Origin of the sequence: Fructobacillus broussonetiae, assembly GCF_018437275.1 — a bacterium.
In the GTDB taxonomy this organism is placed as follows: domain Bacteria; phylum Bacillota; class Bacilli; order Lactobacillales; family Lactobacillaceae; genus Fructobacillus; species Fructobacillus broussonetiae.
This window is the reverse complement of the sequence record NZ_JAAMFK010000008.1, coordinates 19,698-40,121: the sequence shown is the minus strand read 5'-3', so window position 1 is coordinate 40,121 and position 20,424 is coordinate 19,698. Positions and strand designations below refer to the sequence as shown.

At 46.9% G+C, this 20,424-nt stretch carries 17 protein-coding genes and 1 tRNA gene; 15 read left to right on the top strand and 3 right to left on the bottom strand.

From position 1 onward, the window contains the following. Positions 1-7: 7 nt before the first annotated feature. The 7 genes from G6R29_RS05845 to G6R29_RS05815 all read left to right on the top strand — a co-directional run bounded on the left by G6R29_RS05845 (position 8) and on the right by G6R29_RS05815 (position 8,230). Positions 8-826 (top strand): Cof-type HAD-IIB family hydrolase, encoded by an 819-nt coding sequence (locus G6R29_RS05845; RefSeq protein WP_213809423.1) that lies wholly within the window; start codon positions 8-10, stop codon positions 824-826. A gap of 129 nt (positions 827-955) precedes the next feature. Beyond that, on the top strand, positions 956-1,936 hold the full coding sequence (locus tag G6R29_RS05840; protein WP_213809422.1) for a ribose-phosphate diphosphokinase: 981 nt from the start codon (positions 956-958) through the stop codon (positions 1,934-1,936). Between the two features lie 204 nt (positions 1,937-2,140). Next, entirely contained in the window at positions 2,141-2,851 is a 711-nt protein-coding gene (gene yycF, locus G6R29_RS05835) for a response regulator YycF (RefSeq protein ID WP_213809421.1), read from the top strand. 41 nt (positions 2,852-2,892) lie between these two features. Beyond that, positions 2,893-4,737 (top strand): ATP-binding protein, encoded by a 1,845-nt coding sequence (locus G6R29_RS05830; protein ID WP_213809420.1) that lies wholly within the window; start codon positions 2,893-2,895, stop codon positions 4,735-4,737. 68 nt (positions 4,738-4,805) lie between these two features. Continuing rightward, the gene (locus G6R29_RS05825) at positions 4,806-5,930 is read left to right on the top strand and encodes a S1C family serine protease (protein ID WP_213809419.1); all 1,125 of its coding nucleotides are present in this window, start codon (positions 4,806-4,808) and stop codon (positions 5,928-5,930) included. Between the two features lie 138 nt (positions 5,931-6,068). Continuing rightward, a complete protein-coding gene (locus G6R29_RS05820; protein ID WP_213809418.1) occupies positions 6,069-6,710 on the top strand; it encodes a deoxynucleoside kinase in 642 nt (213 codons plus the stop codon). Between the two features lie 167 nt (positions 6,711-6,877). Beyond that, positions 6,878-8,230 (top strand): glucose-6-phosphate isomerase, encoded by a 1,353-nt coding sequence (locus G6R29_RS05815; protein ID WP_213809417.1) that lies wholly within the window; start codon positions 6,878-6,880, stop codon positions 8,228-8,230. Positions 8,231-8,292: 62 nt separating this feature from the next. Here G6R29_RS05815 and G6R29_RS05810 read toward each other — a convergent pair whose 3' ends face one another. Further along, the gene (locus G6R29_RS05810) at positions 8,293-9,249 is read right to left on the bottom strand and encodes a nucleoside hydrolase (protein ID WP_213809416.1); all 957 of its coding nucleotides are present in this window, start codon (positions 9,247-9,249) and stop codon (positions 8,293-8,295) included. A 103-nt stretch (positions 9,250-9,352) separates the two neighbouring features. Between G6R29_RS05810 and G6R29_RS05805 the strand changes: the two genes are divergently transcribed. Both G6R29_RS05805 and G6R29_RS05800 read left to right on the top strand, forming a co-directional pair. Then, positions 9,353-10,348: an NAD(P)/FAD-dependent oxidoreductase gene (locus G6R29_RS05805; protein WP_213809415.1), complete on the top strand. Its 996-nt coding sequence runs from the start codon at positions 9,353-9,355 to the stop codon at positions 10,346-10,348. A gap of 334 nt (positions 10,349-10,682) precedes the next feature. Further along, complete coding sequence (locus G6R29_RS05800) at positions 10,683-12,074, top strand: C40 family peptidase (RefSeq protein WP_213809414.1); 1,392 nt, start codon at positions 10,683-10,685, stop codon at positions 12,072-12,074. Positions 12,075-12,185: 111 nt separating this feature from the next. Here G6R29_RS05800 and G6R29_RS05795 read toward each other — a convergent pair. Both G6R29_RS05795 and G6R29_RS05790 read right to left on the bottom strand, forming a co-directional pair. Then, positions 12,186-12,258 (bottom strand) — tRNA-Lys (locus tag G6R29_RS05795). A 111-nt stretch (positions 12,259-12,369) separates the two neighbouring features. Continuing rightward, positions 12,370-12,717, bottom strand: coding sequence for a VOC family protein (locus G6R29_RS05790; protein WP_213809413.1), 348 nt, complete (start codon positions 12,715-12,717; stop codon positions 12,370-12,372). A 178-nt stretch (positions 12,718-12,895) separates the two neighbouring features. On the opposite strand from G6R29_RS05790, the gene abc-f reads away from it, so the two are divergent. The 6 genes from abc-f (at position 12,896) to G6R29_RS05760 (ending at position 20,387) form a co-directional block, all read left to right on the top strand. Further along, positions 12,896-14,455: a ribosomal protection-like ABC-F family protein gene (abc-f, locus tag G6R29_RS05785; protein WP_213809412.1), complete on the top strand. Its 1,560-nt coding sequence runs from the start codon at positions 12,896-12,898 to the stop codon at positions 14,453-14,455. A 282-nt stretch (positions 14,456-14,737) separates the two neighbouring features. Continuing rightward, a complete protein-coding gene (locus G6R29_RS05780; RefSeq protein WP_213809411.1) occupies positions 14,738-16,378 on the top strand; it encodes a peptide ABC transporter substrate-binding protein in 1,641 nt (546 codons plus the stop codon). Positions 16,379-16,440: 62 nt separating this feature from the next. Continuing rightward, on the top strand, positions 16,441-17,358 hold the full coding sequence (locus G6R29_RS05775; RefSeq protein ID WP_213809410.1) for an ABC transporter permease: 918 nt from the start codon (positions 16,441-16,443) through the stop codon (positions 17,356-17,358). Between the two features lie 10 nt (positions 17,359-17,368). Next, entirely contained in the window at positions 17,369-18,391 is a 1,023-nt protein-coding gene (locus G6R29_RS05770; protein WP_213809409.1) for an ABC transporter permease, read from the top strand. A gap of 9 nt (positions 18,392-18,400) precedes the next feature. Then, positions 18,401-19,450: an ABC transporter ATP-binding protein gene (locus tag G6R29_RS05765; RefSeq protein WP_213809408.1), complete on the top strand. Its 1,050-nt coding sequence runs from the start codon at positions 18,401-18,403 to the stop codon at positions 19,448-19,450. A gap of 1 nt (position 19,451) precedes the next feature. Further along, positions 19,452-20,387 carry an ABC transporter ATP-binding protein gene (locus G6R29_RS05760; protein WP_213809407.1) on the top strand — a complete coding sequence of 312 codons (936 nt, stop codon included), beginning with the start codon at positions 19,452-19,454 and terminating at the stop codon, positions 20,385-20,387. The last annotated feature ends 37 nt before the right edge of the window (positions 20,388-20,424 follow it).

Below are 20,424 nucleotides of genomic sequence, written 5' to 3'. Positions count from 1 at the left end.
AACCGCTATGAATACGATTAAATTAATTTCGATTGATATCGACGGAACACTTTTGAATGACAGCCGAGAGATTACGCCGGCCGTGAAAAAGGCTGTTACGGAAGCAACTGAAGCTGGCATTTATGTTGTTATCACAACGGGACGACCTGCAACAGGTGTGAAAAAGGTTATTTCTGACTTAGGACTGGTTGCTAACGACAAGTATGTCATCACGCACAATGGTGGTGTTGCACGTTCAACTGATCATGCAACGGACGTTTACCATGAATCATTGCCGTGGGATTTGTTTGAGGAAGCCTTGGCTTATGCACAAAAAGAAAAGGCCTACTTGCAAGTTGAATCAGACGAATACGCCTACACGTTGAATCGTGAATCAAACGTTTTTGTCGCTCAAGAAAACTACGTCGTTCAATTGCCCTTGAAGACGATTGATTCTGTGAAGGAATTAAAGGATGTACCTTTCGTTAAGGCAATGATTATTGGTGAAGAAGACGAAATGGACCGTGTCCAAGCTTCTGTTCCAGCGGACTTGAAGAACCGTGCGAACGTCGTTCGTTCAACGCCAAATAACTTGGAATTTATGAACAAAATTGCTTCAAAGGGGAAGGCGATGTTGGCCTTGGCGGATAAGCTCGGAATCAAACCCGAAGAAACAATGGCCATCGGAGATCAGGAAAATGATGTGACGATGATTGAGGCTGCTGGAATCGGTGTAGCAATGGGAAATGCCGTGCCATTGATTAAAGAAACGGCAAACGTTGAAACGACGGACAACAACCATGATGGTGTGGCGAACGCCATTAACAAGTACGCTTTAAACAAGTAAGGACCGGGTTTGACTTTGGCATCTGAAAAAGGAAAGGTCGATGGAAAATCGCCCTTTTTTCTATCCAGTTTTGCGTCAATTATTGGTATAATAGACATTGAATTAGTCAATTTACGCTTGGAGTAGTCTATGTCACAGTCAAATCTTAAACTTTTTTCCCTGTCATCGAATCATCCTTTAGCTGAAAAGATCGCAGCCGAAGTTGGTGTGCCACTTTCTGATATTTCCGTTAAGCGCTTCGCTGACGGTGAAGTACAGATTAACATCGAAGAATCTGTTCGTGGTGCCAATGTTTTCGTTATCCAGTCAACGTCACAACCGGTTAACGATAACTTGATGGAACTCTTGATTATGATTGATGCCTTGAAGCGGGCATCTGCTGAACAAATCAACGTTGTTCTGCCATACTATGGATACGCTCGTCAGGACCGCAAGGCTCGCTCACGCGAACCAATCACGGCCAAGTTGGTTGCCAACATGATCGAACGTGCTGGTGCCACCCGTGTCATGGCCCTTGATTTGCACGCTGCGCAAATCCAAGGATTCTTCGACTTGCCAATGGACCACCTTCAAGGTGCGCCACTTTTGGCTGACTACTTGATTGAAACGGGGATTGCCGACAAGGAAAACGCCGTTGTTGTTTCACCTGACCATGGTGGAATGACCCGTGCCCGTAACTTGAACAACATGCTTGGATTGGACGCACCTGTTGCTGTTATCGACAAGCGACGACCAAAGCCAAACGTTGCCGAAGTTGGTTCAATCGTTGGTGATGTTGCTGGAAAGACGGCCATCATGGTCGACGACATGATCGATACGGCCGGTACGATTACCCAAGGTGCTCAATTGGTATTGGAACACGGTGCCAAGGAAGTTTACGTTGCAGCATCTCACGCGGTGTTCTCAGGACCCGCTTTGGAACGCTTACAAAACTCCGTCTTCACGAAGGTTATCGTGACCGACTCCATCAACTTGCCTGACTCAAAGAAGTTCGACAAGTTGGAAATTGTGTCAGTTGGTGAATTGATTGGTGAAGCCATTCGTCGTGTATCCATGAACGAAGCCATCTCACCAATGTTCAAGCACCGTTTCCGTCGTCGCAATCAATAAATGAAATAAGTGATTTCTGGTACAAATATGACGTTTTTATCTTACGAATCAACGTGATATTGAACCAAAAGACCCTAGTAGAGGCATGCGCGCCGAAATTAGGGTCTTTTTTTATGGAAGCAATTTTAGTAAAAAAGTCAACATACGCCACAACTGTGTTACAATTACTCATATATAGTAATTTTTTAAATGGAGCGTGGGGTTATGTATAAGGTTTTAGTCGTAGATGACGAAAAGCCTATTTCAGATATCATTAAATTCAACTTGGTAAAAGAAGGATACGAAGTTGTTACAGCAGCTGACGGTAAGGAAGCTTTGGACTTGTACAAGTCTGAAAATCCTGACTTGGTCTTGTTGGATCAAATGTTGCCTGAAATCGAAGGAATCGAAGTGCTCCGCCAGATTCGTGCGAAGGATAAGACACCGGTTATCATGGTAACGGCCAAGGATTCCGAAATCGATAAGGTTATCGGACTTGAAATGGGAGCTGATGATTACATTACGAAGCCATTCTCAAACCGTGAATTGGTTGCCCGTGTTAAGGCTAACCTTCGTAACCGTCACACGCAAGGCCAAAACGATGATAACGCCACAAACCAAGATGATATCCAATTGGGTAACTTGGTTATCCATACCAAGACTTACATGGTGACAAAGGACGGCGTTGATGTCGAATTGACACACCGTGAATTCGAATTGTTGGCTTACATGGCGCAACACATTGGCCAAGTCATGAACCGTGAAAACTTGCTTCGTCAAGTTTGGGGTTATGACTACTTTGGTGATGTGCGTGCCGTCGATGTTACGGTTCGTCGTTTGCGTGAAAAGATTGAAGACGTGCCTTCTCACCCAGTATGGTTAGGAACTCGTCGTGGAGTAGGATACTATCTCTCATCAGGTAAGCAAGCAAACTAAACACAATTTAAGGGGGACAAGGCAGTAGCCGAAGTGCGAAAATGAAGATTTTTTCAAGTATTCTACAATCAATTCGCTTCCGGATGTCACTGGTTTTTGTCCTTTTTTTTGTCGTCTTATTTGAATCGATTGGTGTTTTCTTCGTTCATCAAATCGAACATTCTGATTTAGTTTCTTCCCAAGATAAGCTGACAATGCCGTCTTACATCCAAAATCAGGTGATTGACGGATTGAACAAACCGGATAGTGAAGACGCACAGAACACGATGCACCGGGCCGTCATTGACTTTGACGATCGAATGGTTGATAACGTCGTGGTTTATGATCAAAATGGATCAGTTGTGACCGATCAAAAAGAACTGAAGAAGAAGGGGACAGTCACAAAACGTTTGGATACCAACACGAAGTTGGCTCTGCGTGGTGATCTGGCCTACCGAAAAGTTCGAACAAACGATGGCGCCCGTGGACAAGAAGTCATTGTGACAAATGTCTTGAAGGGCGATAAGGGCAAAACGGTCGGGGCCGTCGTTGTCTATGGAAACCTTCACCAAATCTACGCGAATGCCCGTCGAATTATGTGGCTCTTTATTTTGGCCGGTATTTTGACGGTGGTGGCCGCCTTCTACTTAGCGGTTATCCTTTCGCGAACAGTGACACGACCAATTGAACAAATTTCCAAACAGACGGCTCGAATTACCGCTGGTGATTACGCCATGGTCAACAAGATTGGCGGTTCGAACGAAATCGCTCAGTTGGCACAGTCGGTTAACGTGATGTCGCAAAAGATTGCGTCATCAACGGAAATGATTTCAAACGAAAAGAACCGTCTCTACTCTGTTTTGCACCACATGAACGACGGAGTCTTACTGACGGATGCGCGTGGTCGTTTAACCATCATTAACCAAGTGGCTTCCAATTACTTGAAGATCAACGAGTACGAAACACTTGGAAAGCCCGTCTTTGATATTTTGGACATGCCAGAATACCAAAACATTCGTGACTTAATTAAAACGAAAAAGCCGTTCACGATGGATTTGGGTGATCGAATTATTGAAGTTCGAATTTCAATGATTAAGGATCCTTCTGGAATGATTAATGCCTTAATCTTGATTCTGCGCGACGTTACGGTTCAGTTGAAGACCGAAGAAGAACGAAAAGCCTTCGTTTCAAACGTTTCCCACGAACTTCGAACACCATTGACAACGGTTACTTCCTACGTGGAAGTCCTTGTAGAAGGGGCGAAGGAGAACCCAGAGGTGATGGACAACTTCTTGTCCGTTATCCAAAATGAAACGGGTCGAATGACGCGAATGGTCTCAGACTTGCTTGAATTGTCTCGAATGGACCAAGGAACAATGGAAGTTAAGACGGAATTGGTGAACTTGAACGCCTTAATGAACTTTGTCCTGGACCGTTTTGACATGATTTTGTCAAATGACCACAACGAGCTGAACAAGAAGCCGCTTAAGATTGAGCGACACATTCCAGAAGAAGAGTACTGGGTTGACGTTGATCACGACAAAATTATGCAAGTGCTTGATAACTTGTTGAACAACGCGATGAAGTATTCACCGGATGGTGGAACCATCACGGTAACCCTTCAAAAGCATGGTGAAAACGTCCAAGTGGCGATTTCTGATCAGGGGCTTGGAATTCCAAAGAAGGACCAAGAGCGCGTCTTCGATCGGTTCTTCCGAGTGGATAAGTCCCGCTCTCGTGCCATGGGTGGTACTGGATTAGGGTTGGCCATTTCGAAGGAAGTGATTGAAACATTCGGTGGTAAAATTTGGGTGGAGTCAGAAGAAGGTGTCGGCTCAACTTTCAAATTGGAACTTGCCTTTGTTGATGATGAATTGCTTCAGTCTGATAACAACTGGGATGATTAGTGAATTGTCTTAATTTATAGTTAATTGGGATTCGCTAAACTGATAGCAGTAAAATTTGGAGATTTGATATGGAAAATAAGCTTACAAAGTTAATTTTAGCCGGGGCCTTTGCCGGTTTAATTGGTGGGTCAGCTGTCCTTGCTGGTCAAGAAATCTACCAAAACTATCAAGTTACCCATACCAAAGTCGCCCTCAAGTCGAGCAAAACTGAAAAGCTATTTTCCTCTGATACTGCTTCCACGGCATATAACAAGGTTGCAAACGCCGTGGTTTCCGTCATTAACTTTAAGAATCAAACCGAAGAATCTTCAGAAGGTTCTGGTGTTGTATACAAGAAGGCGGATGGGTCCGCCTTCATCGTCACCAACAACCACGTGATCGATGGTGCTAAAAAGATTCAAATCATCACTCACGGGAACCAAACGCAGGTTGCTGAACTCGTCGGAAAGGATTCCTTAACGGACTTAGCTGTTTTGAAGGTGTCTGATACGAGTGACTTGTCCGCCGCATCCTTTGGCGATTCCGATGTTCTTTCTGTCGGTGAAAAGGTGTTGGCAATTGGTTCTCCACTTGGTTCACAGTATGCTTCTTCCTTAACGGAAGGAATTGTTTCGGCAACAAAGCGCCTGGTAAACTCAGATTCTGAATCAAGTCAAAACTATGGCGGATCAACGGTTATCCAAACGGATGCGGCCATTAATCCTGGTAACTCAGGTGGTGCCTTGATTAATCTGGCCGGACAAGTCGTTGGAATCAACTCCATGAAGTTGTCTAGCTCAAATTCAGGTTCCGCTGTTGAAGGGATTGGTTTTGCCATTCCTTCTAACCAGGTGGTTGATATCGTGAACAAGCTGGTCAAGTACGGTTCCGTTACACGTCCGGCACTTGGAATTTCGATGATTAACCTTTCGCAGGTCCCAGCAGACGAACAAAAAGACACGTTGAAGTTGCCAACTGACTTGGCTGGTGGTGTCGTTATCTACCAAGTCAATGATGGTTCACCGGCTGCAAAGGCGAAGTTGCAGAAGTACGACCTCATTGTTGCTATCGATGGACAAAAAGTTAGCTCGCAGGCTGATTTGCGGGAAAAGCTACACAGCCACAAGGTGGGCGACAAGGTTAAATTGACCTACTACCGTGGTACGGAAAAGAAGACGGTGACCGTGAAGTTGAACCAGTCTTTGAAATCGTAACCAAAGTGATAAATAAGCTTCAAAAAAGCACCAGCACAGCGCTGGTGCTTTTTATTTGAAGAATTTATGAATGTCAAGACTGCTATCTTTTTCTTTCCTTTGCTATACTAAAGAAAGTGAGTTTTAGGAGATGAATATATGATTGTATTGGCAGGGACCATCGGTGCCGGAAAAACGAGTTTGACCGATATCTTATCGGAACACCTGGGCGGAAAAGCCTACTACGAAAGCGTGGATAACAACCCAATCCTGCCACTCTTTTACCAAGATCCAAAGAAGTACGCCTTCTTACTCCAAGTGTACTTCTTGAACACACGTCTCGAACAAATCATGGAAGCGCAAAAGGAAGAAACGGCCATTTTGGACCGTTCAATCTTTGAAGACGCTTTGCTCTTCCAGTTGAACGCTGACCTGGGTCGTGCGACGCAAACTGAGGTAGAAATCTACAAGGACCTCGTTAACAACGTCTTAGAAGAAGTTGATGAGGAACATCAGTTAAAGACACCGGACCTCTTGATTCACGTCCGTGTGTCCTTAAAAACGATGTTAAAGCGCATCCAAAAACGCGGTCGTCCTTTCGAACAGGTTGAACAAGATCCGGACTTGTACCAGTACTACAAGGACTTAAACGAACGTTATGAAGCTTGGTTTGACCAATACGATCGTTCACCAAAGTTGTTGATCAACGGGGATGAATTAAACTTTGTCGAAGACCCAGCTGCTAAGGAAAAGGTTCTTCAAATGATTGATGAAAAACTTGCCGAAGTCAAGGCGGGCTAATCATCAATGCTAAAAGCACTAGCCATTGTTGCTAGTGCTTTTTTGTCCGAATAAGGCTGGACTAGGCGCACGTTAAATCCAAAGAGAAATGCGAAAAAGCTTTGGAAAAACAACCACTCAAAAAGTTATAATAAGAGTACGATAGAACACTTAAAGAAGGTTAATACATGGCACACATTACGTTTGAATCAAAAGACATCGCACCGTTTGTCGCTGATCACGAATTAGATGAGATGCAACCACTTGTTACGATGGCTGACCAAACCTTGCGGAATGGAACTGGAGCCGGTGCGGATTACACGGACTGGATCGACTGGCCAGAAACTTATGATAAGGCGGAATTTGACCGCATCAAGAAGGCTGCACAGAAAATTAAGTCCGAATCAAAGGCGCTGGTTGTCATCGGAATTGGTGGTTCATACCTCGGTGCCAAAATGGCCATTGATTTCTTGCACCCAATGTTTTCAAACGAATTGTCGGATGAAGAACGTGACGGCGTGAAGATTTATTACGCTGGAAACTCAACTTCTGCTTCTTACTTGAATGACTTGATTCGCGTCTTGGGGGACCAGGACTTTTCGGTGAACGTGATTTCTAAATCCGGAACGACAACGGAACCATCAATGGCTTTCCGAGTTTTCAAGCAGTTACTTGAAAAGAAGTATGGTGAAGAAGGTGCCAAAAAGCGCATTTACGCCACGACGGATGCTAACGTGGGCGCCCTGCATGGCGAAGCTGCTTTGAAAAACTATGAAACCTTCACGATTCCTGATGGAATTGGCGGTCGCTTCTCCGTTTTGACGGCCGTCGGCTTGTTGCCAATTGCTGCCTCTGGGGCTGACATCGACGCCTTGATGCAAGGGGCGGCAGATGCGAAAAACGAATACACAGATTCGGATTTGAAGAAGAACGACGCATACAAGTATGCCGCAATCCGTCGGATTCTTTACGACAAGGGGTATACAACCGAGCTCTTAATTAACTGGGAACCAAGCATGCAGTACTTGTCTGAATGGTGGAAGCAGTTGATGGGTGAGTCTGAAGGGAAGAATCAAAAGGGCATTTACCCTTCTTCTGCAAACTATTCAACGGACTTGCACTCCCTTGGTCAATACATCCAAGAAGGTCGTCGCGACCTCTTTGAAACGGTTGTGAAGTTGGATAACCCTCTTTCTAACTTGGACTTGCCAATCGAAGCTGAAAACAACGATGGTTTGGCTTACCTTGAGGGAAAGACCATTGATGAAGTGAACACGAAGGCCTTCCAAGGTGTTGTCATGGCCCACGTCGATGGTGGTGTTCCAAACTTGGCTGTTCACTTGCCAAAGCAAGACGCCTACACGTTGGGTTACATGATTTACTTCTTCGAAATGGCCGTTGGAATTTCTGGATACCTCTTTGGCATCAACCCCTTTAATCAACCGGGTGTTGAAGCATATAAGACCGCAATGTTTGCGCTCCTAGGAAAGCCTGGTTACGAAGAACAAAGCAAGGTTTACGAAAATCGCCTGAAGAAGTAAGCGATATAAAAATGCAAAGGAAAAAGCCCCATGGATTTGGGGCTTTTTTTGATGCTTAAATTTTAGGCTAAGACCTTCTTCATCATGTTCTGGAAGTCAGAAACAAAACGTTCTTGGTCAACTAAGATGGCTGCTTGCGAGTGGCATGGATCAAGCAATTGATCTGTGTCACCGATGGTACGACCGTAGTCACCCGTCTTCTTATCCGTTGTGACCTTCATGTTCAATGGCATGGTGTCCACGTAACCCGGTTGAACGGCAACGGCCACGGCGAGTGGATCGTGCAATGCGGCTCCACGTTTGTCGATGTCTAGGTTATAATAGGCATCGATGTAGTAGTCCATGATATCTGCATAGAGCTTTCCTTGGGTTGTTCCAAGATTGCGCCATTCAGCAGTGTGTTGCTTTGTCAGCAAGGTACGTAACGTAACGTCCAGCCCAACCATGGTCAACTTGTCCTGTTGGTGGAAGACGATGTCTGCGGCTTCAGGATCTTGGTTGATGTTTGCTTCGGTGAATGGCGTGACATTTCCAGGAACAGTCAAGGCGCCACCCATCAAAGTGGTTTGTCCGATGAGCTTTCCAACTTCTGGGTCCTTTTCCAGGGCCAAAGCCAAGTTAGTTAATGGTCCGGTTGGCAAGTAAACGAGTTCGTCTTGGTACTTGTGAGCGGCTTCAATCAAGAAGTCCACACCGGATTGTTCTGAAACGGCGCGCTTAGACTTCGGAACCAAGACATCACCGACACCATTTTGGCCGTGGATAGTCTTTGAAACTTCCATGACCGTGAAGTCATCGGTCGTCGTTGAGTGCGTGGCACCGTAGAAGACGGGAACGTCGTTTTGACCGAGAAGGTCGAGCAAATCAAGTGAGTTTTGAGCAGTAACGGAAGTTAAGTTGTTTCCATAGGAAGCAATAATTCCAATTAAATCGATATCTTCGTGTCCAACCGCGTAGGCAAGGGCTAAGGCGTCATCGACACCAGTATCGAGGTCAAGAATCATTTTTACTTTCGGCATGGGAAAAGTCCTTTCTTTGTTAACGTTATTATAGCAAATTAATGGTCAATATAGGTAAAAAATAGCAATTTATCCAGTTAAATACGAACGAAGGTTATTGTGTATGAATAAAACGTACGACATTTTGATAGTTGGCGCTGGTCCAGTCGGGCTCTTTGCGGGTTATTACGCTTCACTTCGAAACGTTAAGGTCGCCGTCTTAGAAGCCTTGCCGGAAATTGGTGGGCAAGTGACAACGCTTTATCCAGATAAAAAGATTTGGGACGTTCCAGCGATGGCGGGAATGACCGGACGGGAATTAATTCAACGCTTGGAAGAGCAGAGCAAACGGTTTGATCTGCCTGTCTTGACCAACCACAAAGTGACGAACTTGGAAAAGGTCGGCGATGAATTCGTAGTGGAAGTAAATGGGGATGAAACGATGCTGGCGAAGGCCGTCATCCTTGCTTCAGGCAAGGGTGCTTTTTCACCCCGCCGCTTACAAGTTGAAAACGAAGAAGAATTGCTCGGTCACGGACTGGCCTACTTCGCACCTGACCTAAACGCCTATGACGGACGAGAAGTCGCGGTTCTTGGCGGTGGTGATTCTGCTGTGGACCTGGCAAACGAAATCGAAAAGCGTGCGAAGAAAACGACCTTGATTCACCGCCGGGATTCTTTCCGCGCTTTGGAACAATCGGTAAAAGAGCTGGAAAATTCCGCTGTGGAAAAGAAGACGCCTTACAAGGTGTTATCCGCAGTCAAAACGGCAAACGGTCGCTTGAAACTGAACCTTTCTTTAACAAAGGAAAAGGAAGTTGCTGAGAGCATCGAAGTGGATGACCTTCTTGTCCAATACGGCTTCAAGACCAATGGTCAGGCCGAGCGTGATTGGAAAATCGACGTCGACTGGGACAAGGCGGGATTGGCTGTAAAAAATCAGATGGAAACAAAGGAACCGGGGCTCTTTGCAATCGGCGATTTATCTTCCTATGAAGGCCATGCGGATTTGATTGCCACGGGATTTGGTCAGGGGCCAGCAGCAGTCAACGCGGCGATTGCCTTCTATGATCCAAAACAAGCTGGACCAGGGCATTCATCGTCATTAAACATCGAATAAGTCACTCAAAAAGCCGGAAGGCTTTTTATTTTGAGTTAGATTTGGAGAAGCACGATCGTTTGGACGTGGGTGTGGCATGTTCTTTTCCTCCGTTGTTCAAGCTCAGTATGAGGTCCGGGTTTGACTTTGAAAAGGAAAACACAGGGCTTTGTCAAAACAGGTCAATTTCGTGTCGCAAACGACACATAATTGAAATTGTTTCTGTATTTATAAAGATGGTTAAGCAAAGTTTAAAAAATGTATAAAAGCCTAGCTAAAGCTCTTTTTAGAGGGGGAAGTCTGCTATGCTATTGAGGAGAAGTAATGCAGTCTAACATGAAATGGAGGTTTCATTATGACAGAAAAGAATAAGATGAAACAGCTCAGCAAGCGCCTTATGGTGACTGCTGGGGCAACTACTTTGGCAGCAACTGGTGCCGTTTTGGGTGCAACGGTTGTTGGAAACGGAATGACCGCTTCCGCTAACTCAGTGGACGACCAAGGTCAAAGCAAGTCAACTTCAAAATGGGCGGCCAACTCAGTCGACCAAGTGAAGGCGGCTATCCAAGACCAAGGCGTTTCAAGCATCAACGACTACCAAACGAAGTGGGGTGACACGTTAACCACAATCGCCCAAGCCTTTGGTATCACAACGGATGACGCTGCTAACCAACTTGGCTTGCAAGACCAAGGTCTCTTGGTTGCCGGTCAAAAGATGGACAAGCAAGCAGAAGTTATCCAAGGTTTGAAGGATGCTGGTTACTTGAAGGACGGCGAAAAGCAAGCTGACTTCGGTAACGGTGATCAAAACATGATCATGGTTCAGCAAGACAACAACCAAGCGCCTGCTTCAAACACGGTCAACGAAGGCGAAGTAAACAGCCAAGTCTCATCACAAAACGATAAGGCGTCTGCTGACGAACGTGCTTCACAAGCTGCAAAGGCTTCATACGAAGCAAATAAGGCACAGTGGAATGCGGCGCAACAAAACAAGCAGTCAGAAAACAACACGGACTCACAGGAAAACAAGGCAGCCGCTTCATCTGATAACAACGGTTCAAACAATAACCAAGCATCAGAAGCAACGGACAACAACGCCGGTAACAATGGTGACGATTCAGATGTTGAAGGTATCAGTAACAAGATGGCTCCTGATGACCAAGAGAACAACACGCACAGTTCAGAGGCGCCACAGCCTGCTCCACAACCAGCATCACAAGCGCCAGCTCCTACGCCAGCTCCGGCTCCACAACCTAGTCAAGCAAACGTAACGCCGGCACAACAAAACCGTGTTGATACGGAAGCGTTGATTAACTGGTTTGAAAACAATCGTGGTAAGTTGACATACTCAATGTATGGATCACGTAACGGTTCTGATGGAACGGCCGATTGTTCAGGTGCCATGGTAGAAGCCCTGTACGAAGCCGGTGCTTCAAAGCCAGCATGGTTGTATAACACCGACTCAATGCACAGCTACTTGCAACAAAACGGTTACCACTTGATCTCTTCAAGCCAAGAATGGCAAGCAGAACGTGGTGACATCGTTATCTGGGGTGCCCGTGGTGCTTCAGGTGGTGCTGCAGGTCACGTTCAAGTGATGGTCGATGACACGAACGCCATCTCCGTTAACTACGCAACGAGCGGACAAAAGGGAACGGCGGTTTCAACTTGGAACTTCGATCACGTTTACGATTACGAAGCGGCTCAAAATGGTGGAAACTTGCCATTCTACGTTTACCGTCAGTAAGAATATGCTTCTCAAGCAAAAAGCCCAAGGGAATATCCCTCGGGCTTTTTCTTTTGCTGTGTTTTAGGTAAAAGAAAAGACCAACACCGAAGTGTTGGTCTTTTTGGTTGATGGTCAGTCAGGGGCTCGAACCCTGGACCCACGGATTAAGAGTCCGTTGCTCTACCAACTGAGCTAACTGACCAGCTTTAAACAACAGATATTATTGTAGCATGCAGGTCTAAACTGGGCAAGCGTTTTTACTAAAAAAATTGAAGTTTTTTACCCTTCCCAAGTCAGCCCCGCACCATCCTTTTTAGTCCTCGTTTCCCTCGACGACCACAGTGTTGCCCTCGGAATCTTTAACCGTTAATGCCACCTTGTTTCCGTAGCGCGCCTCTTCATTAAGGATGGGCACGAAGTTGTTTTTGAAGTGCTTTTTTAATTCGGCGACGTGGTCTCGTACCAAGAGCTCAAAGTCGTCTTCGGGAGCTGCAGGAAGGGAGTCAGCCAAAACGAAGTGTAGTTCCTCGTGATCAACCAAGAGGATGCGGTCCTGTTGACTGCCGCCCTGCGGCAAGTCAAAGACGTCCCGCCAGAATCGGTAGGCACGGTTTTGATCTTGTGCGGGGATGGTTTTGTGGTTGAGCTTTCGAACTTTCATGAGGGGTCCTTTCGGTTAGTTGATCGATAAGGCGTGGTCAGGTTTGCTTTTTATAAAGTAACAAGGGGCACTGGGGCCTGTTCGGAACTGACTTGTTCATTAAGAATTATAATTCCAGTATACGGCGAATGCCTTCTTAATGCTATGGAGAAGCCCTAAAATGTGGTAAGATTGCTCTATGGCATTATTAGAAGTAACTGGCCTGTCAATGGCCTACGCAGAAAAAACTTTATACGAAGACGCAAGCTTGGAACTCCAGGCTGGTGAGCACATGGGAATTGTCGGCCAAAACGGTGCCGGTAAGTCTACTTTGATCCGCATCTTAACCGGACAAGTGCTGCCACTCGAGGGAAAAATCGAGTGGGCCAAGAACTTAAAGATTGGTTACTTGGACCAGTACGCGGAAATTCCAGCGGGGATGACCCTCGTGGACTTCTTGCACACGGCTTATCAAGACTTATACGATAAGCAAGACCGGGCAACGGAATTGTACGAGAAGTACGCCTCCACGGCGGACGACAAGCTCTTGGAAAAGGCCGGACGCCTCCAAGAAGAATTGGACGCTGCTGGCTTTTACGACGTCGATACGGAAATCGAACGCGTCATTTCCGGATTGGGCTTGGAAGCCATCGGTCGTGACCGTGAGTTGGAGCACATGTCTGGTGGACAGCGTGCCAAGACCATCTTGGCCAAGCTTCTCTTGGAAGAAGACGATGTCATCATCCTCGATGAGCCAACCAACTTCCTGGACGTTCAGCACATCGAATGGCTGGAAGGCTACCTCCAAGACTTCAAGGGTGCGGCGATGATCATCTCCCACGACTTTGACTTCTTGGACCAGGTGACAAACGCGATTGCGGACGTTTCCTTTGGAAAAATCACGAAGTACCGTGGTTCCTTCAAGAAGGCCATGCGCCAGAAGGAAGAACGCGCCGAACAGCAAATTCGTGATTACGAGAAGCAACAGGTGGAAATCGCCAAGGCCGAAAAGTTCATCGCGAAGAACAAGGCCCGTGCCTCCACGTCAAAGATGGCGCGTTCTCGTGAAAAGATGTTGGACCGCATGGTGAAGGTGGAGCCACCTCAAGAAAACTTGAAGTCCCACTTCAACTTCCCATACGTAAACACGCAGTCAGCGGAAGCCTTAACGGTCGACGAACTGTCCGTTGGGTACGAAGAACCAATCTTGGATCCCGTTTCCTTCTATATGAACGCGGAAAAGAAGATTGTCTTTGCCGGATTTAACGGGGCTGGTAAGTCTACTTTGATTAAGTCCATCCTGGGCGATATTCCAAAGCTCGGTGGACGCGTGGAATTCTCACCATCTGCCATCGTCAACTACTTTGACCAGGACCTGGACTGGGACAACGACCAGCAGACGCCTCTTGAGGCGATGCAAGACCTCTTCCCAACGATTCTGCCAAAGGAACTTCGTCAGCGCTTGGCGGGAGCAGGTATCAACGCTGAAAACGCGAAGAAGCCGCTCTTCCAGCTTTCCGGAGGAGAGCAGACCAAGGTGAAGTTGGCCATCATGGAGATGAAGCCATCGAACTTCTTAATCCTAGACGAACCAACCAATCACCTGGACGAAGAAACCAAGAACGCCTTGTACAAGGCCATCAAGGAATTCCCAGGAAACGCCATCATCGTTTCCCACGAAGTGTCCTTTACAAAGGACCTCGCGGATCAAACGTTGAACGTTGCGGCGCTTTCCCACAAGGAAAACCCAGACAAGTAAATCATTCATCAAAGCACCCAGTGATGGGTGCTTTTTTTGTGCGCTTTAAAAGTCAAAACCGAACCGGGATGTTTCTTTTTGCTCTCTTAATTAAAGAAAATGAGGAATTTTATCATTTATTTTTCAAAAAGTTCTTAAGATAAAAATGCTTATTTGTAGGCGTTTGTTTCCTTTTGTTAATAAACTTAAGGAAGTTTTATGAGCAATTTATTAAAATATTATTTTAAAATTAAAATATCTATGCTAATATTAATTCAACGTTAAAAGCCAGGAGGTTGAAAGATGAAAAAATGGCAAAAATGGACGACGGCGGCAGTTGTTGTCTTGGCTGTTGGTGGTGGAACCCACGCAGCTGGTCTCTGGGGATCTGACCCAAGCGCGGATAAGGATACATTGAACTATTCCATTCCAGCAGAAATCCAAACATTGGACACGTCAAAGTTGACGGATGCCAATTCCGGAACGATTTTGGGAAACACGGAAGCCAACTTGTTGCGCACTGACAACAAGGGCGAGGTTCAACCAAACTTGGCCAAGTCATACAAGGTATCTGACGATGGTAAGACATACACCGTTGAACTTCGTGATGGTTTGAAGTGGTCCGATGGTTCAAAGTTGACCGCCGATGACGTCGTTTACTCCTGGCAACGAATTGCCGATCCAAAGACGGCTTCTCAATACGCTGAATTGATTGCTCCAGTAAAGAACGCGAAGGCAATCGCAGCTGGTGAAAAGAAGCCAAGTGACTTGGGTGTTCACGCTGAAGGCAACACGATTTCCTTTGACTTGGATCAAGCAAGTCCACAGTTCAAGTACTTGCTCACTTTTGAAACGTTCGCTCCTCAGAAGAAGAGCTTTGTTGAGAAGCAAGGGGACAAGTACGGAACGACTGCTGACAAGCAAATCTATTCCGGTGCTTACAAGCTTGAAGGTTGGAATGGTACAAACAACAAGTTCAAGATGGTCAAGAACGAAAACTACTGGGATGCCAAGAACGTTAAGACAAAGACAATCAACTGGCAAGTGGTTAAGAACCCTGAAACGGCCATCAAGTTGTACAAGCAAGGAAAGCTTGACCGCGCGTCAATCGCCAACTCAGCTGAAATGTACCAAGCAAACAAGTCCAACAAGGATTTGAAGACTTCTGCATTGGCTGCGGCAACTTACTTGGAATACAACCAAAAGAACAACGTCTTCTTGAAGAATGAAAAGATTCGTCAAGCCTTGAACTTGGCAACGAACCGTGAGGAATTGGCAAAGCAAGCAACCGGTGGTTCACGTGATGCCGCTCAATCATTCGTTTCAAAGGGATTGACGGAAACAGCGGATGGCAAGGACTTGTCAGACTTCGTTAAGCCGGGTTACACGTACGACAAGGCAAAGGCCCAAGAACTCTTCAAGCAAGGAATTGCAGAAGTTGGCCAAGGCAAGATGAAGGTTACCCTTGAAACCGATGCAGATTCACCAATCGCAAAGGCAACGGTTGACTACATCAAGCAAGCCTTTGAATCAACGTTTGGTTCAGACATCGAAGTAACGGAAAAGGTTGTGCCGTTCAAGCAACGCTTGAAGGATTCACAGGCTGGTGACTTCGACATCGTCGTGACGAACTGGAACGGGGATTACCAAGATGGATCAACGTACTACGACCTCTTTGCATCAAAGGATGCCGGATTTAACAACGGTCACTTTGATAACAACGAATACTACGCAGCCCACCAAAAGGCTTCAACAGTTGATTCAAACAACCCATCTGCTCGCGAACAGGACTTCAAGGACGGCGAAAAGGCCTTGATGGACCACGCAAGCATCAACCCACTCTACTCATGGAAGACAGCGTCACTCTCACGTTCAAACGTGAAGGGCATCGTTGAAAACCCGGTTGGGTTAACGTTGGATTTGACTTACGCACACCGTAAGTAATCCGATTAGGAAAGGCGGCTTCGGCCGTTTTTCGTACATAGCAGGAAAAAGGAGAACTCACCATGACACGCTATATATTAAAAAGAACGTTGATTTTGATTGCAACGCTCTGGATTGTGGTCACGGCCACTTTCTTCTTGATGCAGGTTCTACCCGGAACCCCCTACAACAACCCAAAGCTTTCTGCAGACACCATTGCGCAGTTGAATGCGACCTATGGCTTGGATAAGCCAGTCTTAGTTCAGTACTGGGACTACTTAATCAACCTGCTGCACGGGGACTTAGGGACTTCCTTCCAGTACCAAAACCAATTCGTTTCGATGCTGATTGGTCAGCGGTTGCCAATCTCAGCTCAGTTGGGATTGCAGGCCCTGGTTGTCGGTGTGCTTGCTGGTTTGTGGTTTGGAGCCGTTTCAGCTAAGAACCAAAACAAGAAGGCCGACGGAATCCTCGGTGTCCTTTCAACCCTTGGAATCTCAACACCATCCTTTATTTTGGCGATTGTCTTGCTGTTCGTTTTCGGATACAACCTCGGTTGGTTGCCTGTTTCTGGATGGGGGGATTCATTTTCACAGACCATCTTGCCAACGTTGGCTTTGGCTGTAACGCCAGCCGCTATCACGACGCGATTTGTTCGTTCTGAAATGATCGACGTTCTTCACTCGGACTACATTCAGCTAGCCCGGGCCAAAGGAATCGGAGAAGGGCAAGTGATCCAAAAGCACGCCTACCGAAACTCGATGATTCCGATTTTGACGCTGATTGGACCGATGACGGCGAACCTGTTAACGGGTTCAACCCTGGTTGAAAACATCTTCTCAATTCCTGGAATCGGACAGCAGTTCGTCTCATCCATCCCAACAAAGGATTACCCCGTCATCATGGGAACAACCATCGTGTACGCCCTGATGTTGATGGTCATGATCTTGATTACTGATATTTTGACAGCGATCGTGGACCCACGCGTTCGCTTGGACTAGGAGGAAAGCCATGGAAGCCACACACCCCTTTGACTTGGTCGGCATCAAAAACGAAGCCGCCTCGGAAAAAATTAATAAGCCGACATTGTCTTTCTGGCAGTCCGTCTGGCACCGATTGAAGAAAAATAAGCTGGCGGTTATCTCTCTTTACTTCTTGGCGGCAACGATTGTCTTTGCTATTGGTTCAACGGCGGTTACCTCACAAAACGATGCCAACCAGTTCAACACGAACGAGGCGGCCCGTTACAAGAACTTGCCACCAAAGTCTGGCCTTCCAATTCCATTCTGGAATGGAACCGGTCATGTGCTTGGGAATGCTGATCGGACTGACGTCTACGCTCAAAACAACGTCGAAGAAAAGTTCATCCTTGGAACGGACAACTTAGGACGTTCGCTTGGAAAGCGTGTCGTGGTTGGGCTTCGAATCTCGTTGTTCGTTGCCTTAGCAGCCACGGCCATCGACCTCATCGTCGGTGTTTCCTACGGTCTGGTTTCTGGTTGGTTTGGTGGTAAGACCGATACGGCCATGCAGCGTGGGATCGAAATTATTTCCGCCGTGCCAACGTTGGTTGTTGTTACCCTTTTGGCCATGCTCTTCGGTTCCGGAATTGGTTCCATCATCTTGGCCATCGCCTTGACCAACTGGACGGGGATGGCCCGTCAGGTTCGAAACCAGACTTTGACCATCAAGGAACGTGATTTCGTCTTGGCAGCTAAAACGCTTGGTGAATCCGGTCCAAAGATTGCCTTTAAGCACTTGGTACCAAACATGGCCGGAACCATCATCGTTCAGGTCATGATGACCATTCCAGCGGCCATCATGTTTGAAGCGGTTTTGTCCGCCATCAACTTGGGTGTGAAGGCACCGACAGCTTCTCTTGGAACGCTGATTGCCGACGCGCAACAAATGTTGGAATACTACCCATACCAAATCTTGATTCCAGCAACGCTGTTAGTTCTTGTATCCCTTGCCTTCGTCCTCCTCGGAGACGGATTGCGGGATGCCTTTGATCCAAAGATGTTAGACGAATAGGAGGCTTGTATGTCACAGCCAATTTTAACTGTAAAAAATTTAGCGGTCTCCTTTGAAACATACGCGGGAACCATCAAAGCCATCCGCGGGGTTGACTTTGAACTCTTCTCCGGTGAAACCTTGGCGATTGTCGGGGAATCTGGTTCGGGGAAGTCGGTGACAACGCGGACCTTGCTTGGCTTGAACGCCAAGAACGCGACAGTTGAAGAGGGGAGTCAAATCCTTCTTGGAGACGACAACTTGGCTTCCTATCAAGAAAAGAATTGGGACCAGGTTCGTGGCTCAAAGATTGCCATGGTCTTTCAGGATCCCATGACTTCGTTGGATCCAACAATGACCATTAAAAACCAGATTGCCGAACCAATGATCAAGCACTTGGGCTACAAGGAAAAGGAAGCGGCTGACGCCACCTTGGAATTAATGAAGGAAGTTGGCATTCCTAATGCTGAAAAGCACTTGAACGACTATCCTCACCAGTGGTCTGGAGGTATGCGTCAACGTGCCGTTATCGCTATCGCTTTGGCAGCTGAACCAGATATCTTGATTGCCGACGAACCAACGACCGCCCTGGACGTGACGATTCAAGCACAAATCTTGAACGTGTTGAAGGCCCAGCAGAAGAAGCGGAACATGTCCGTTATCTTCATCACCCACGACTTGGGTGTTGTCGCTGACGTCGCCGATCGCGTGGCGGTGATGTACGCCGGTAAAATCGTTGAAAAGGGTACGGTTAACGAGATTTTCTATAACCCAAAGCACCCGTACACGTGGGGCTTGCTTTCTTCAATGCCAACGACGTCAACGGCCATTGGTTCGCTGCATGCCATTCCTGGAACGCCACCGGATCTCTTGTATCCGCCAAAGGGTGATGCTTTTGCCAACCGAAACGCCTACGCGCTTCAAATTGACCACGAAAAGCAACCACCGTTCTTCAAAGTGTCAGCCACCCACGAAGCGGCCACTTGGTTGCTCGACGAACGCGCACCTAAGGTGACGCCACCAGCTGAAATCGTTAAGCGCCAGTCCTACTGGCAGGAACACTTTGTAAAGGAGGGTTAACATGCAAAATCCAGATGCAAGAAAGCAGATTGAAATTAAAAATCTGAACTTAACCTTCAACAAGGGTAAGAAAAACGAAAACAAAGCCCTCGACAACGTGTCCTTTGACATTTACGAAGGGGAAACCTTCGGTTTGGTTGGTGAATCAGGTTCAGGAAAGACGACCATCGGTCGTTCCATCTTGAAGCTCTATGTCACGGACTCAGGTGAAATTGACTTTGAAGGTCAAGACGTTCAAACGATGAAGAAAAAGGAACTGGCCGCATTCCGCCACAAGGCGCAGATGATTTTCCAGGACCCGCAGGCTTCATTGAACGGCCGCTTGACGGTTGAAAACATTTTGGGCGAAGGTTTGGACCAAGCCGGTTACTCAAAGGACAAGAAAAAGCGCCGCCAAAAGGTCTTGGACTTGCTCCACATGGTTGGTTTGAACGAAGACCACGCTTCCCGTTACCCCCACGAATTTTCCGGTGGTCAGAAGCAGCGAATCGGAATTGCCCGTGCTTTGGCCGTTAAGCCAAAGTTCATCATTGCCGACGAACCAATTTCGGCCTTGGACGTTTCCGTTCAAGCCCAGGTGGTTAACTTGCTTGCTAAGTTGCAAAAGGACCACGGTTTAACTTACTTATTCATCGCCCACGACTTGGCGATGGTGAAGTACTTGTCGGATCGAATCGGAGTCTTGCACTGGGGTAAGTTGGTTGAGCTGGGAACAGCCGACCAGGTTTACAACCACCCCTTGCACCCGTACACGAAGTCTTTGCTTTCGGCGGTTCCTGAACCGGACCCTGTGAAGGAAAAGGCCCGCCGCGTACAATCTTACGACCCATCCTTTGAAAAGGACGGTCAAGAACGTCACATGGTTGAGGTTGAAAAAGGACACTTTGTTCTTGGGACCGAAGCCGAAGTTGATCGTTACAAAGACGAGCAACGTTAATTAGACTCATCTCTCATAAAGAAGAATAGCCATTCCT